Origin of the sequence: Vibrio sp. (genome assembly GCF_038138445.1) — a bacterium.
GTDB lineage: Bacteria > Pseudomonadota > Gammaproteobacteria > Enterobacterales > Vibrionaceae > Vibrio.
Genome location: NZ_JAYQDQ010000088.1, coordinates 1 through 16,425 on the forward strand (window position 1 = coordinate 1; position 16,425 = coordinate 16,425).

Below are 16,425 nucleotides of genomic sequence, written 5' to 3' on the forward strand. Positions count from 1 at the left end.
ATCTTATTCTTCCCGCTAGGCGATTAGAATGCGGGTTTTATGGAGCGCTTACGTTTCAACTAAGCTGAAACAAGATTTCAGTTCAAACCAGTAAACAAGTATCTTATGGCGTGCAAATACTGCGAGAAAAATTGGTTTTGGAAAAAGGTGGGGCGATGTCAGCGCTGCATGATCCAGCTAGCCTGTCTTTCAATAATAACTTGGGCACTCTGGTGGTATCTAGGAAAACACAGCCCTAAATCCATCGAGTCAATATCGATACTTGTTGCAGGCTTTGCTTTTCACTCCCTACTCTTTCTTCACCTCTGGATGCGCTTTATTGTCCTTCCTTGGCGAAGAAGTAAATATAAGATCAAAACTTGAGTTCATTTTCCTAAACAAAAAGCGAAAAAAAGCCCCAAAACCAATTTCGGTCTTGGGGCTCTCTTAGATAATTCTAAGAAAAAGCAGTGGTATTTTAATAGACCCTGCTTTTTGGATAAGGTTCCACAAAAATGCGATCTTTTTTGATCTTTTTAAAAACTACGCGACTTGTTATGCAACATTAGCTCGCGCTATCGATTTCTCAACCAAGTTAATCTCCAACGCAACTTCATCACACGCATGCTGACGAGGACACTGCTCACAGTCTTTCAAGACTTTTTCAGGCAATAAAGATTTAGAGGTTGGCAAAAATTGCATCTTCATAAAGAACTCTGGGGTTCGAGTCAGGACAAATACTTTCTTAATCGCCATTTGACGGGCTTTCTCAACCAAGTAATGCACAATGGCACTCCCTTGGCCTTGGCCCTGCCAGCCAGCCTCAACACCTAATGAGCGTATTTCTGCCAGCCCTGAATCATACACATAAAGAGAAGCACATCCCGTTACTTCACCGTGATGTTCGGCCACCGCAAACGATCCAATATCACGTATTAACTCGCTGCGAGAACGTGGCAGGTTTTCTCCCATGTTCGCCCAATACGCCACCATACCTTCCAAAGATTCTATATCCGTCAAACGCGCTGGACGAACATTCACAGCGTAGGCATCACGGGCGATCAAACGACCTTCGGCTTGTTCAACAGCATGAGCGACCTGCTTTGGTGATACTCCACCTAACGCACTGCGTTTTTCCAAACAAGAATCAATAGTTAAGATCTCATAGACGTCATCTTCTATGACAGGGGAAAATTCCTTCAGCTCTGAGATTGATAACTCTTCAAGTGCACATCCTTTAGCAATTGCGCCGACAACCGCAACACCGACAATATGGTGAGCCTCACGAAACGGAATACCTTTAGCTACAAGATAATCCGCCAACTCAGTCGCATTCGCATACCCTTGCTTAGCCGCTTCTAACGTACGTTGCTCGTTAACTTTAATCCCATCAAAACACAGAGCTGCCATCTCCATGCAATCGTTCCATGTATCTAAAGCGTCAAACAGCCCTTCCTTATCTTCTTGCATGTCCTTGTTGTAGGCAAGTGGAAGCGCTTTTACTGTCATCATCATGCCAGCAAGTGAACCGTATACGCGGCCAGTCTTACCACGGATCAATTCCAATGCATCTGGATTCTTCTTTTGTGGCATCAAAGATGAGCCTGAAGTCACTGTATCTGCAAGCTCGATAAAGTTAGACTCGCCAGAGTTATAAAAGATCATATCTTCGGCTAAACGAGATAGGTGCAGCATAGAGATAGAGGCGACTGACATCAGCTCCATCACATGATCACGATCAGATACTGAATCAAGTGAATTACGAGTTGCACGATGAAAACCTAAGTTATGAGCCAGCTTTTTTCTGTCTATTGGGTAAGCGGTTCCAGCTAACGCGCCAGAGCCTAAAGGGCATGTGTCTAAACGTTTAATCGCATCTTGCAGGCGTGAATAGTCTCTTTCAAACATTTCGACATAAGCTAGGCACCAATGAGCAAAAGTGACAGGCTGAGCACGTTGCAGATGCGTATAACCAGGCAACACAGTCGCTTGGTGCAACTTAGCCACAGAAACCATTTGCGATTGCAAACGGTCCAAAGCCATGAGTAGCTGTTGGCCTTGTTGACGACACCATAATTTGAGATCAGTTGCCACCTGATCATTACGAGAGCGGCCGGTATGAAGCTTTTTACCGAGATCGCCAACCTTGCCGATTAACTGCTGCTCAACCCAAGAGTGGATATCTTCTGCATCAGAGCTTAGGATCTGATGCGGATCTTCCATAACCGCCAGTTTTAGCTCATTCAAGGCTAACTCTAGCTTTTGCTGCTCTTGCTCGGATAGAACACCGACAGATAACAATGCTTTAGACCAAGCAATAGAGCCAACAATATCTTGCTCTGCCAATCGGTAATCAAAGCGCAATGAATCGTTAAATTCCTTGAATCTTGTGTCTGCTGCTTGGGTAAATCTTCCGCCCCATAATGCCATTGCGTTTCTCCTGATTACCAGTGCCCATTCGTTCGATGAACAGCTTTGTTTTCTACGTCACTCTGGGTTCAACCCAGTTTTAATCTTATGCTGCAAAGTTACGGCAATTCTACTAAAAAATAAAGTATAAATTCATTATTTATACATATTTATTCAAATTATTTTTATTTTTCTGGTAGATTAACTAAATAAAAAAGCCCATTCGCAAAGCAAATGGGCTCCAGTTTATTAGCTGCTATTACTTATTCTGGCGCTTAAGTGTCCGAATACGGCTGGACAAAGAATAGAGGCGAATAAAGCCCTCAGCATGACTTTGATCATACACTTCATCCTCACCAAAAGTTGCAAACTCTTCACAGTATAAGCTGTTTTTAGAGCGTTTCTGTGTCACAGTCGCTTGGCCTTTATACAGCTTGATCACCACTTCTCCATTAACATCCTGTGCCAATTCTTCTGATGCGGCCAAAATTGATTTGCATAAAGGCGTAAACCAACGGCCGTCGTATACTAGGTGTGAAGCTTTTACACCAAGCTCTTCGCGGAATTCAAAAGCGGTTTTATCAAGCACCAATTGCTCTACCGCACGCAGAGCTTCCATCATTATGGTGCCCCCTGGGGTCTCATAACAGCCGCGAGACTTCATTCCAACCAAACGGTTTTCAACGATATCAATACGACCAATACCATGCTTGGCCCCTTTTTGATTCAGGTAAGCAAGGGTATTGTATGGCGTCATATTTTCACCATCGACACTTACCACCTCACCCTTCTCTATTTTTAAAGTGACATACTCTGCTTCATTTGGCGCTTGTTCGGGGTCAACTGTCCAAACCCAGCAATCCTCATTAGGCTGATTCCAAGTATCTTCAAGTACGCCGCCTTCCGTTGAAATATGCCAAGCATTCGCATCTCTTGAATAGATTTTTGTTAGGGAGGCAGTACAGGGGATATTACGCTCAGCAAGGTAATCCAGACACTCTTCACGACTAACAAGATCCCATTCACGCCACGGAGCAATAACATGCAGATCAGGAGCCAAAGCCGCAAATGCGCCCTCAAAACGCACTTGATCGTTACCCTTGCCAGTACATCCATGACATAAAGCATCCGCACCTACTTTACGTGCGATCTCTACCTGCGCTTTTGCAATGATAGGACGAGCCATTGAAGTGCCGAGTAAATATTTACCTTCATAACAAGCCCCTGTTTTTAAGGTAGGATAGATGTAATCCGCAACCATGGCTTCTTTAAGATCCGCAACATAACATTCAGAAGCCCCAGATGCTTTGGCTTTAGCTTCAATGCCTTCTAACTCTTCAGCGCCTTGCCCCACATCAGCAACAAAAGCGACCACTTCACAATCGTAGTTTTCTTTAAGCCACGGGATAATTACCGAGGTATCAAGACCGCCAGAGTATGCGACAACAACTTTACTAACTTTTACTTTACTCATTTCTACTTCTCTCCAAAATTTCAGCCCTGCACATGGCGGTCAGTGCTGTAGGTAATTCTCTAATTATTCGGTAAAAACTGGGTGCCAATACTTTCCCCAGCAAATAGCTGCGCAAGCTTCTCTGGATAACGCCAAGTCGCGACCTCAATGGAACGCCCTAGTGTATTGGCAGCTTCCAGTGCTGCCTTGACCTTGACAATCATGCCATCGGTTATCACATGGCCATTGATAAGGCTTTGGGCTTCTTTATCATCAAGACTTTTTATCAGGCGCCCTTTACCATCAAGTACGCCGCTCACATCCGATAGCAATACAAGGTCAGCGTCTAAGGCTCCAGCAACCGCGACTGCTGCCTGATCGGCATTGACATTCATCATTTGTCCATTAGCCGTGATGCCAATTGAGCTAATGACAGGCAAAGCGCCACTATCTAGAATTGCTTGTAGTAGAGTTGAACTTCCCGGTGTCGCTGTACCAACTGCGCCAAGCTCGGGATCCAACTCTTCAACCTGACACAAACCACCATCGGCAAGGCTTAAGCCAATCGCATTCAAGCCATCTTTAATCGCTTGCCCTTGCAACATCTTGTTCGCGGTCCCAGCCAAAGCGCCTGTAATCAAGGGGATTTGTTCATAAGGTGTTACGCGCAAGCCATCTTTTTTGACCGTTTCCAGATGCAACTTGTCCATAAGCTCATCCACCAAGTAACCGCCTCCATGGACAATGACTATCGGGCGCTGAGCCGAACTTTGATAATCTGCAATCGCACCAAAAACCTGACTCAATGTCTTAGAACATGACAAGGCAGCGCCGCCAAGCTTTATCACTAATGGAGTTTGTTTTTTCTCTGTCATTACTTTTCCTTTTTGCCTACTTGCTTACACAAGGGCAGTTAATTCTGCAAATCCATAGTGGATATTGAGGCATTGCATCGCCTGACTCGAAGCACCCTTAAGTAAGTTATCTATTGCAGAAACGACAATGATGTGTTCACCCTGAACCTTCCAGCCGATATCGCAAAATGGCGAATTCTCCACATTCTGAATACTGGGTAATTCTGCAGATAGTAAGCGCACCGCAGGTTTATCTTGGTAGGCGATTTGAAACGCCTTTTCGACACATTCTTGAGTCACACCTTGAGCTAACTTCATGGTTATTGTCGCCAAAATACCGCGTTTAAAATTACCTAGATGGGGGGTAAATATAACGTCGATACCAAGGTGGGTCGCAATCTCAGGTTGGTGGCGATGAGAAAACACACCATAAGGTTTCAAGCTAACTTCACAATAGCTGTTGGTCATGGATGCTTTACGACCAGCCCCTGATACACCGCTGGTTGCGTTTATCACTGGCCACTGTTTGGCATCTAAAAGCTTCGCCTCAACCAGCGGCTTTATCGCAAGCTGTGAAGCAGTAGGATAGCACCCTGGTACAGCAATCAACTGAGCTTGCTTAATGCTATTGCTGTTCCATTCCGGCAGACCGTAAGCCGCAGTATCTAACCAATTTTGATGCTGATGCTCAAAGCCATAAAATTGCTCATAAAAGCCTTCTTGCTTAACTCTAAATGCACCCGACAAATCAAAAACTTGGCAACCTTTGGCGAGGAAAATAGGTGCTAGGTCATGACTGACTTGGTGATCGGTTGCCAGAAATACCACATCACTTTTCGCAGCCACGAGCTCAGGATCTTGCAAAGCTTCTACAACATGACTCACTACGCCTGATAACTTGCCATGCAGTTGGGAAATACATTTACCAGCGTCTACACTCTTGGCTGAAACATATAAACCCGATAATGTAAGCTGTGGGTGTTTATGCACCATTAGGGCGAGCTCAGCCCCTGTATAACCGCTGGCACCAATAATTGTGGTTTTGAGCATATCGAACATCCGACTAACCTTTAAAAATTATAGTTACTAATGATTATAAATCTTAAAATAACCATTAATATCGGTTTTTTATTCACTTAGATTGATTTATTATGTGTTTTTACCTTCATTAATCATTTATGTCAACAGGCAAAGCGAAACTAATTATGCAACTACCCAGTTTTATCGAGGTCTATCAAGGCCTGATATCCACCTCATCAATCAGCTCCACCGATCCAAGTTGGGATCAGGGAAACGCACTTGTGATTGAAAAACTAGACTCGTGGATGCAATCACTCGGCTTTGAAACTGACGTAATTCAAGTCGCGGCAGGAAAATTCAATCTACTGGCTAAAAAGGGGACGGGCGAAGGTGGACTGCTACTTGCTGGCCACAGTGATACGGTTCCTTTTGACCAAGGGCGTTGGAATTTCGACCCACATAAACTCACCCAAGCTGACAATCGCTTTTATGGGCTCGGCACTGCTGACATGAAAGGCTTTTTCGCATTCATTTATGAAGCGGTAAAAAAAGTTGACTGGAGCAAGCAAACCAAGCCCTTATATGTGCTGGCAACATGTGATGAAGAAACAACCATGCTCGGTGCACGGCATTTTACTGATAACAGTCCTATTGAACCTGATTACTGTATTATTGGTGAACCTACCAGCCTAGTGCCAATCCGTGGCCACAAAGGACATATGGCTAACGCTATCCGGGTAACGGGCAAATCAGGCCATTCATCTGATCCGGCTCTTGGTGTTAATGCAATTGAGATTATGCATGAAATCTTATTTGCCATGATGCAACTGCGCGACAGACTGATTAAGGATTATCACCACCCAGGATTTGCTATTCCAAGTCCCACTCTCAACCTTGGTCATATACACGGAGGGGATAGTGCTAATCGAATCTGTGGCTGTTGTGAGCTGCACTACGACGTACGTCCATTACCTGGAATTAGCTTAGATAGTTTGGACAATATGCTACGCAGCGCGCTAAAGGATGTTGAATTAAAATGGCCCGGTAGAATCGAAATCACTGCACTTCATGAGCCTATCCCAGGTTATGAATGTCAGCATAATCATCCGTTTATAAAAGGGATGGAAGAAATATCTGGAACAGACAGTGAAACGGTTAACTATTGCACTGAAGCGCCTTTCTTGCAGCAGCTTTGCCCAACACTTGTCTTAGGCCCAGGTTCAATAGAACAAGCGCACCAACCCGATGAGTATCTTGGCTTTGAGTTTATCGAACCGACCATAGACGTGCTCTCCAAAGCAATGCATAAATATTGTTTCTAGTTTAGTAAAGGCCGCTTTTTCAACGGGCCCTAGTTTGTAATAAAGTTTCAGTATTGGGCAAAAGCGGCCTAATACTGAAATTAGCGAGCCTAGGTTAACCTTTGCACTACTGTGCAAGAGTATTTGACTCTCATTGATATTTTTCGCTAGATTGTCTATTCAACAAGGAACAATGGATGTAATTTTTTTACAAGGTAGGATAATAATGAACGAAAAATACTCTGCTCTCAGAAGCAATGTGAGCATGCTGGGGCATTTATTGGGTAATACCATCAAAGATGCTCATGGTGATGCCCTTCTGGAAAAAGTAGAAACCATTCGTAAGCTTTCCAAATCTGCTCTCTCCGGTAATAAATCAGACAGAGAAAGCTTAATAGAAGAGATCAAAAACCTACCTGACGACCAACTTACTCCTGTTGCTCACGCCTTTAATCAATTTCTCAACCTCACCAACATGGCAGAGCAATATCACACCATTTCTCGCCACTGTGACACAGATGTCAACGAACCCGATGCCATTAAAGCTTTGTTTTCAAAACTCAACCAAAATGCTATTAGTCAGCTAGATACCGCCCAAGCTATTCGTGATCTCAATATAGAACTCGTGCTCACAGCGCATCCAACAGAAATCACACGTCGCACCATGATCAACAAGCTGGTCAAGATTAATAAGTGTTTATCAAAGCTCGATTTAAATGAACTTTCCAGTAAAGAGCGGTTAAAAACCGAACGTCGGCTTGAGCAATTAATCGCGCAGGGGTGGCACTCAGATACGATACGTCAGCAGCGCCCTACTCCCCTTGATGAAGCCAAATGGGGTTTCGCCGTGGTCGAGAACTCACTATGGGAAGCCGTGCCAGACTTTCTGCGTGAATTAGACGGGAAAGTACGTGAGTATCTACAAGAAGGCTTGCCAATTGATGCGAGACCCGTTCACTTTTCATCATGGATGGGGGGAGACCGAGACGGTAATCCGTTTGTCACACACACCATTACTCGTGAGGTAATGCTGCTATCTCGCTGGAAAGCAGCCGATCTCTACCTCAATGATATCAACGAATTAATCAGTGAGCTTTCCATGACGCGCTGCAATGAAGCTGTACGCTCACTGGCTGGTGAAGATGAACATGAACCTTATCGCGCCATTCTTAAACAGCTTCGTTCGCTACTTACCGACACCAAGGCCATCCTTGATGGAAAAATCAAAGGCCAAAAAATTGCTATTAAAGCGCCGCTGCAAAAAGTGGAGCAGCTTTGGGATCCTCTGTATGCCTGCTATCAGTCATTACATCAATGCGGCATGGGCATCATAGCGGAAGGCTCTCTCCTGGATACACTGCGCCGTATCAAAGCCTTTGGGGTTCATTTGGTTCGTTTGGATATTCGCCAAGAAAGCACACGCCACTCGGATGCATTATCAGAGTTAACCCGCTATCTAGGGATTGGAGATTACAATCATTGGAATGAGCAAGATAAAATCGCCTTTCTAACCAATGAGCTAGCTTCTAAAAGACCTTTGTTACCAAGAGATTGGCAACCTTCTGAAGCGGTACAAGAAGTACTTGATACGTGCAAAATTATCGCCACTCAGCCACGTGAAGCATTTGGTGCCTATGTGATTTCCATGGCTCGCACGGCATCAGATGTGCTCGCGGTGCATTTATTACTTCAAGAAGCAGGTTGCCCCTACCGTATGGATGTATGCCCGCTGTTTGAGACACTTGATGACCTCAATAATGCTGAGTCGGTTGTCAAACAGCTGATGGGAATTGATTTATACCGAGGTTTTATCCAAAACCATCAAATGGTCATGATAGGTTATTCGGACTCAGCAAAAGATGCTGGCGTAATGTCTGCTGGTTGGGCTCAATATCATGCTATGGAATCATTGGTCAAAGTTGCAGAAGAAGAAGGCGTTGAACTGACCTTATTCCATGGCAGAGGGGGAACTATTGGACGTGGCGGAGCTCCAGCCCATGCAGCCCTGCTATCGCAACCTCCTAAAAGCTTAAAAGGAGGATTAAGAGTCACTGAGCAAGGTGAAATGATCCGCTTTAAACTCGGACTTCCAGAGGTTGCGGTAAATAGCTTTAATCTTTATGCAAGCGCAATTTTAGAGGCTAACTTACTACCACCACCTGAGCCGAAGCAAGCATGGCGTGATCAGATGAACCTTCTGTCTAAAGTCAGTTGCGAAGCTTACAGAAATATCGTTCGTGGTAAGTCTGATTTCGTGCCATATTTTCGTCAAGCAACACCAGAGCTTGAGCTAGGCAAATTACCACTTGGATCTCGCCCGGCAAAACGCAATCCAAACGGCGGAGTCGAGAGCCTACGTGCAATACCATGGATATTTTCTTGGAGTCAGAACCGCTTAGTTCTACCAGCTTGGTTAGGCGCTGGTGAAGCAATTCAACATTCTGTCGACAAAGGGCATCAAACTCTTCTGGAAGAAATGTGCCGAGAATGGCCATTTTTTTCTACTCGCCTTGGCATGCTTGAAATGGTCTATACCAAATGTAATTTAGAGATCGCCCGTTACTATGACGAGCGATTAGTTGAGGAAAAATTACAGCCTCTGGGAGAGCAATTACGTCAGCAACTGAGTAAAGACATCAAAGCGGTATTAAATGTTGAAAACAATGAAAACTTAATGCAAAGCGATCCTTGGGGGCAAGAGTCCATCCGCTTACGCAACATCTATGTGGAACCTCTCAATATGCTGCAAGCTGAGTTGCTGTATCGCAATCGCCAAAATGATTCAGCTTCTCCTGAACTAGAGGAGGCTTTAATGGTGACCATTGCGGGCATCGCAGCTGGAATGCGCAACACCGGATAGTCGCAGTGAACTATGATTTGGGGCAGATTTAATCAACAGCCCCAATGCATCTGATGCTAAAAACACCAAACACATAAGAATAAAAAACCAAAATTAAAATCAAAAATGATAATTTATAGAACATTATGCTGATATAATTATTTATTGAGTTAATTATCAGTTTTTTGCCGTTATCGGCTCTTCTATTCTACTTTATGCTTATTATTTAGATATAATACTTCTCCTTTGCGATGAATAATAAAATTACAGATCGCTCTAGGTGATAAAACGGCTTTTAAGGTGACATGGCCAACATTGTTGGCGCTGCTTGAGTCTCTACTGATGATAAGTGCCAAAGAAGCACAACAGTAGCAAAGCAGTTATTAGTATTTATTTGACCATTTGGATTAAAGACATGTCATTACCACACGTTATCCTAACAGTTCTAAGCACACGCGATGCCACTGGATATGATATCACCAAAGAATTTTCAGCCACTATTGGCTACTTTTGGAAAGCAAGTCATCAACAAGTTTATCGTGAGCTCAACAAAATGGCTCAGAACAAACTCGTTACTTGCGTACTTGAGCCCCAAGAAGGCAAACCCGACCGCAAAGTATATTCAATCACAGACGCGGGACGAGTCGCACTCGGAGAATGGTTCGATCAACCAACAGCTCACCCAACCGTTCGCGATGAGTTCTGTGCCAAATTGATGGCATGCGCTGTGCAGCCCTCAGCACCTTACCATCAACAACTAGCGGAACTGGTTGAGGAATCACGTAAACTGGTCTCTCACTACAAAGAGATTGAAAGTGCCTACTATTCCAAACCAGCAACACTAGACAAACAGCAGCGCCTTGAACGATTAACACTTCGTCGTAATTTGCTCGTGCGTCAAGCTTGGGTAGAGTGGGCTGAAGAAGTACTTGCAGAGCTTGCTGCTCTAGCATAAGTAAAAAGATCAAAGAAAGGGTTAGCATAGTGCTAACCCTTTTTTATCGAATAAAGATAGTCGTCTAGATACCATCACCACCAACAAAGCTTTGTGAACGTCCATTAAATTGCTGGTCCATATCAAGCGATGGTTTATCAGTTTTAGGTCTGCCAACAATCTTAGCCGGTACACCAGCAGCAGTAGTATGAGGAGGAACTGGTTGTAGCACAACCGAGCAAGAACCAATCTTAGCCCCTTCGCCAACCTCAATATTGCCAAGAATTTTGGCCCCTGCACCAATCATGACCCCTTCACGTATTTTCGGATGTCGGTCACCACAGGCTTTACCTGTACCGCCTAATGTAACATCTTGAAGAATCGATACATCGTTCTCAACAACGGCAGTTTCACCAATCACAATACCTGTCGCGTGATCCAGCATGATGCCCTGACCTATGCGCGCCGCAGGATGAATATCAACCTGACAAGCTACCGAGATTTGATTCTGCAAATAGGTCGCAAGAGCGACTCGTCCTTGTTTCCATAGCCAATTAGCCACACGATAACCTTGCAATGCATGGTAACCTTTCAAATAAAGTAAAGGCATTGAATACATGGAAACAGCAGGATCGCGATTGACCGTCGCACAAATATCGCAAGCGGCAGCTTCAATAATAGAGTGATCAGCACTGAAGGCTTCTTCAATTACCTCACGAACAGCCATAGCTGGCATCGAAGCCGTGTTCAGTTTATTGGCTAAGATGTAACTTAACGCTGAAGCCAAACTGTCATGCTTAATGATGGTCGCATGATAAAAGCTTGCTAGCATGGGCTCCTGCTCGGACAATTCACGAGCTTCTCTTACCACAGCTTGCCAAACTTTCTGTTTCTCACAATGTTTCATTTCTAAACCTTACATATGACTACTACAAGGCGCCTTGACGCTTAACACTAATCAGCTTTAGGCTTCTGCTTTTTTATCACGAGCGAGCAAATCTCTTGCAGCAAGGTGCGCATCTTTACCTTGATACAATACTTGATATATTTGGTCAACAATTGGCAGTTCAACCCCCACTCTTTTCGACAGCAACCATACTTCTTTAGTATTACGATACCCTTCGACTACCTGACCAATCTCATCCTGTGCTACTTGCACCCCTTTGCCTTGTCCCAATGCTAAGCCAAAACGGCGGTTACGAGATTGATTATCAGTACAGGTCAAAACCAGATCACCAAGCCCAGCCATGCCCATAAAAGTTTCAGCTTGAGCTCCAAGCGCCGTACCAAGTCGAGTCATCTCAGCCAGCCCTCGGGTAATCAAGGCAGTGCGAGCATTGGCACCAAAACCAATACCATCAGACATACCAGCACCGATTGCAATCACATTCTTAACCGCGCCCCCAAGCTGCATTCCTATAAAATCACTATTGGCGTAGACTCGAAAGGTTTTACTACAATGTATCTTGTCTTGAAGATCCGCAACAAAATCTTGGTCAGGTGAAGCGACAGATATTGCCGTGGGCATTCCCATAGCTAACTCTTTGGCGAACGTCGGCCCAGATAAAACAGCCAAAGGATAGGTATTACCAATAATTTCTTTGGCTACCTCTTGAAGCAAACGCCCAGTTTCAGGTTCTAACCCTTTGGTCGCCCAGCATACTCTAGAGTCAGAGCGGAGATGGGGTTTAACTTTAGCTAATACATCAGAAAATACGTGGCTTGGTACAACAACGAGCAAGTCCCGACTATCTTTAACTACCTTTGCTAAATCAGATTCTATCATCAGAGACGGAGGAAATTCGATCCCAGGTAAAAAGGCATGATTAGCCCGATCAGATTGCAAGCGTGCCATATGCTCAGGATCATGTCCCCATAGCATCACATTCGCACCATTTCGTGCCAATGATATCGCGAGTGACGTTCCATAAGAGCCAGCTCCAAGTACCGCCATGGTTATATTTTTACTGTCGTTATTCATGCTGTGTGTGTCTGTCATGAGTATACCTGAGTCGTATTAAAGACTATGACGTCATAGGCTTGAGTCGTTAAGTTATACATTTCTTCTGATCGTAAACAGGTTATCAGAAGCTAAGCAATATTGTACGTCACAAATGAAAAATGCACATTGCATCATCGACATGATTGCTCTGTGCATTTATTCCATATTGAGACTTACTAGCCCCAGTCACCGTTCTGGATGATTAAGCTTCCGCTTTACCTTCTTCCTGAGCTTGCTGCTGCAAGTAGTTCATGAAAAGGGCGTCAAAGTTAACGGGAGCAAGGTTTAGCTGCGGGAACGTACCTTTTACCACTAGGCTTGAAATAGTTTCACGCGCATATGGGAAAAGGATATTCGGGCAGAATGCACCTAAGCAATGAGCAAGCTGACCTGATTCCATTTTTTCTGCTGTGAAGATACCACCTTGCTGAACTTCACACAAAAATGCCGTTTCTTCCGCATTTTTAACCGTAACAGTCAAACGTAGCACGACTTCGTATACTCCCTCACCAAGCTCACGGCTTTGAGTATCCAAGTCCAGTTTTACATCTGGTTGCCAATCTTTTTGGAACATACCTGGAGAGTTAGGCGCTTCAAAAGATACATCTTTTAGGAAGATGCGTTGAATTGCGAAGTTCTGAGCTTCTTGTTGTTGTGCTGCTTCAGCCATTTTAAAATCCTTTGTAATCGAGTTGTCTACTTGAGACTTACAGAGAGGTTTACTTATAAGCACAATTTAGATGTGAGCTTACACCTCTCAAACAAACGCTACGTTATCAGGCAACGTCTAAAAACTATTTTTTGCCTTTCACTAAGGGGAGGTTTGCTTCATTCCAAGCAATTAAACCATTCTTAAGTAAACTAACATTTTCAAACCCACCTTTTGCAAGAAGGTTAGCACTCTCTTGCGATGATTGGCCTGTCTGACATACCACGATAATTGGGTTAGATTTCTGATTTTCAAGTTTACCTAAGTTACCTGCTTTAATATCAGAAGGTAAAATGTGAACTGCATCCGTAATATGACCTTTGCGGAAGTCTTCTTTGCTGCGAATATCCACCACAACGCCTTGCTCGCGATTCATCAAATATGTGGTTTGTGATGCGGTAATTTCTTTATACGCGGCTGTGCTTGATTTCACTATATTCATGATAAGGGCAATCAATATGCCTACCCAAACCAAAGAAAGGATCATATTTTCTTGAAAAAATGCGATGTACTCTTGCATGTCCTAAGCTCTTCGATACTAGAGCCGCTTATCGACAGCGGCTCTGAAATGTAAATTTAGACTGGCAGTATAGCGAGGATGTCCTCGCTTAGCGAGACATAAGCTAGAGAATCACGCTCTATCGAAAGGAAAAGCCAATACTTGCTCGATGTGATCGGCCTGATTTGCTAACATCATTAATCGGTCCACCCCCAAAGCGACACCAGCACACTGAGGCAAACCAGCCTCTAATGCTTCGACCAATCGATAGTCAATTGGCTGTTCGGTCAGGCCTAAAGATTGACGCATAAGATTATCATCTTCAAAGCGCTTTAGCTGTTCAGCCGCGTTATCTAGTTCATGGAAACCATTTGCCAGCTCTACCCCTTTAAAATACACCTCAAATCGCTCAGCAACTCTAGGGTCTTGCGGGCTAATTTTAGCCAACGCGGCTTGCGATGCCGGAAAATTATAGATAAACACTGGCTGATCCTGACTAATCTGAGATTCAATACCAAGAGTAAACAGCAATTGAAGTAGCGTATCTCGGTCGGTCTCATCTTTTGCTATATCACCAAGCCCAAGAGCATACGCACTTTCTTTTAACTCAGTCATCGAACCTTCTAAAGGACATACTCCTAATTGGTTTAGAAAAGCCTGTTGGTATGTCATGCGGTAGGTTGATTTTACTTTAAGAGTGACTTTAAGCAGTTCATCCATTTCATCCATCAACCGATGATGATCAAAACCAACCCGATACCACTCCAGCATAGTAAACTCAGGATTATGGTATCGCCCACTTTCTTCATTCCTAAACGATTTACAAATCTGATAAATACATCCGCTTCCAGAGGCCAATAGGCGCTTCATGTGAAACTCTGGACTCGTCATCAAATACACAGCTTGTCCTTTGGCAAAGTTGGGACCAACAAATTCGGTTTTGAAGGTATGCAAATGCCTATCTGTCACAGTAGCATGACTTAACGCTGGGGTATCAACTTCCAATACTGCGCGCTGCTCAAAAAACTGACGTATCTGCCCAAATAATTTGGCCCGCAGTTTGAGCTGTTTAAGCGATGCCGTAGGCTGCCAAGGTGTATGCATATCTAACTACTCATGTGTCTCAAGTAACATGGAAAATTATCAGCTTTGCTTGGATTTGCAAGTCCAGCCCGCTTATAACCGTGTTTTGATGGCTAACTTAAACATCGAATGACTGGTGCTATCAAACAAAATATTCATCATGCAAACTAGACAAAGTACTTTATCCATAACTTGTCCCAACCGCCTCTGACCTTTTAAAGATCAAATGAAGTAAACACATGCCGTGACAAGCCTCACGTTATGTGCATTTTTTGATCAAAGCTGCCGATTACCGAAGCAAAAACCCAAATACATCAATATTTGCTTTATGACTGTCTTTTACACTAACCCTAACCTTTTTAAGGTCTTACCTATTCTCAATAACTGGCGGCTCACCCCGCCGATCCCTACTGGAGGGTAACTGTGCAAACCATCACCACAGATATTGCAGTCATTGGCGCAGGCGGCGCCGGTCTTCGTACTGCCATTGCAGCTGCTGAAGCAAACCCCGACCTAGACATTGCACTTATTTCTAAGGTTTATCCCATGCGCTCACATACCGTGGCAGCAGAGGGTGGCTCAGCAGCAGTTATCAAGGATGAAGACAGCTTGGACAATCACTTCAATGACACCGTAGGAGGCGGAGATTGGCTATGCGAGCAGGATGTTGTTGAATATTTTGTAGAAAATGCAACTCGTGAAATGATCCAAATGGAGCAATGGGGCTGCCCTTGGAGTCGTAAAGCAGACGGTGAAGTCAATGTACGACGCTTTGGCGGCATGAAAGTCGAGCGGACTTGGTTCGCGGCCGATAAAACCGGTTTTCATATGCTGCACACCTTATTTCAAACCTCAATTAAGTACAAAAATATTAGAAGGTTAGATGAATACTTTGTTGCCGACCTACTTGTTGACCAAAGTGAAATCCAAGGACTGGTTGCCATTCAGATGTCAGAAGGTGAGCTCATCACCATCAAAGCCAAATCTGTTGTGTTAGCCACAGGTGGAGCTGGCCGTGTTTACCACTGCAATACTAACGGCGGGATTGTGACTGGGGATGGTATGGCGATGGCTTACCGCCACGGTGTTCCATTGCGAGATATGGAGTTTGTCCAATATCACCCAACAGGCTTACCTGGTACAGGTATCTTAATGACTGAAGGTTGCCGCGGTGAAGGGGGGATCATAGTCAATAAAAATGGTTATCGATATCTACAAGATTATGGCATGGGGCCGGAAACACCTGTTGGCCAGCCCAAAAATAAATACATGGAACTGGGCCCTCGCGACGTAAGCTGGCGGTAAACCCCATTTAACTGAAAGCTGGCACCAGCTAAAAACCT

General features: G+C 44.2%; 13 protein-coding genes and 1 pseudogene. 5 read left to right on the plus strand and 9 right to left on the minus strand.

The annotated features are described in order from the left end of the window. The first annotated feature begins 105 nt into the window (after positions 1-105). The gene (locus tag AAFM34_RS17365) at positions 106-363 is read left to right on the plus strand and encodes a DUF3624 domain-containing protein (protein ID WP_341664979.1); all 258 of its coding nucleotides are present in this window, start codon (positions 106-108) and stop codon (positions 361-363) included. Positions 364-534: 171 nt separating this feature from the next. On the opposite strand, the gene argH is transcribed toward AAFM34_RS17365, so the two are convergent. From argH to argC, 4 genes are all read right to left on the minus strand, one after another. After that, positions 535-2,409, minus strand: a complete 1,875-nt coding sequence (gene argH / locus AAFM34_RS17370) for an argininosuccinate lyase (protein WP_341664981.1) — start codon at positions 2,407-2,409, stop codon at positions 535-537. Positions 2,410-2,647: 238 nt separating this feature from the next. Next, the gene (locus AAFM34_RS17375) at positions 2,648-3,862 is read right to left on the minus strand and encodes an argininosuccinate synthase (protein ID WP_341664983.1); all 1,215 of its coding nucleotides are present in this window, start codon (positions 3,860-3,862) and stop codon (positions 2,648-2,650) included. Between the two features lie 59 nt (positions 3,863-3,921). Next, a complete protein-coding gene (gene argB / locus AAFM34_RS17380; RefSeq protein WP_341664985.1) occupies positions 3,922-4,716 on the minus strand; it encodes an acetylglutamate kinase in 795 nt (264 codons plus the stop codon). Positions 4,717-4,740: 24 nt separating this feature from the next. After that, positions 4,741-5,745: an N-acetyl-gamma-glutamyl-phosphate reductase gene (argC, locus tag AAFM34_RS17385; protein ID WP_341665002.1), complete on the minus strand. Its 1,005-nt coding sequence runs from the start codon at positions 5,743-5,745 to the stop codon at positions 4,741-4,743. A gap of 155 nt (positions 5,746-5,900) precedes the next feature. On the opposite strand from argC, the gene argE reads away from it, so the two are divergent. From argE to AAFM34_RS17400, 3 genes are all read left to right on the plus strand, one after another. Continuing rightward, positions 5,901-7,037, plus strand: coding sequence for an acetylornithine deacetylase (argE, locus tag AAFM34_RS17390; protein WP_341664987.1), 1,137 nt, complete (start codon positions 5,901-5,903; stop codon positions 7,035-7,037). 205 nt (positions 7,038-7,242) lie between these two features. Beyond that, complete coding sequence (gene ppc / locus AAFM34_RS17395; RefSeq protein WP_341664989.1) at positions 7,243-9,876, plus strand: phosphoenolpyruvate carboxylase; 2,634 nt, start codon at positions 7,243-7,245, stop codon at positions 9,874-9,876. A gap of 394 nt (positions 9,877-10,270) precedes the next feature. Continuing rightward, entirely contained in the window at positions 10,271-10,810 is a 540-nt protein-coding gene (locus AAFM34_RS17400) for a PadR family transcriptional regulator (protein ID WP_341664991.1), read from the plus strand. A gap of 64 nt (positions 10,811-10,874) precedes the next feature. Here the strand turns inward: AAFM34_RS17400 and cysE are convergent, their stop codons facing one another. The 5 genes from cysE to epmA all read right to left on the minus strand — a co-directional run bounded on the left by cysE (position 10,875) and on the right by epmA (position 15,103). Continuing rightward, positions 10,875-11,696: a serine O-acetyltransferase gene (gene cysE, locus AAFM34_RS17405; RefSeq protein WP_341664993.1), complete on the minus strand. Its 822-nt coding sequence runs from the start codon at positions 11,694-11,696 to the stop codon at positions 10,875-10,877. 57 nt (positions 11,697-11,753) lie between these two features. After that, complete coding sequence (gpsA, locus tag AAFM34_RS17410; protein WP_341664995.1) at positions 11,754-12,788, minus strand: NAD(P)H-dependent glycerol-3-phosphate dehydrogenase; 1,035 nt, start codon at positions 12,786-12,788, stop codon at positions 11,754-11,756. Positions 12,789-12,993: 205 nt separating this feature from the next. Next, positions 12,994-13,461 (minus strand): protein-export chaperone SecB, encoded by a 468-nt coding sequence (secB, locus tag AAFM34_RS17415; protein ID WP_341664997.1) that lies wholly within the window; start codon positions 13,459-13,461, stop codon positions 12,994-12,996. 124 nt (positions 13,462-13,585) lie between these two features. After that, positions 13,586-14,020 (minus strand): rhodanese-like domain-containing protein, encoded by a 435-nt coding sequence (locus tag AAFM34_RS17420; protein WP_160931531.1) that lies wholly within the window; start codon positions 14,018-14,020, stop codon positions 13,586-13,588. 111 nt (positions 14,021-14,131) lie between these two features. Continuing rightward, a complete protein-coding gene (gene epmA, locus AAFM34_RS17425; RefSeq protein WP_341665000.1) occupies positions 14,132-15,103 on the minus strand; it encodes an elongation factor P--(R)-beta-lysine ligase in 972 nt (323 codons plus the stop codon). A gap of 402 nt (positions 15,104-15,505) precedes the next feature. Between epmA and AAFM34_RS17430 the strand changes: the two are divergent. Beyond that, positions 15,506-16,372 (plus strand): annotated as a pseudogene (locus AAFM34_RS17430) (FAD-binding protein); the annotation flags it as partial. Between the last annotated feature and the right edge of the window lie 53 nt (positions 16,373-16,425).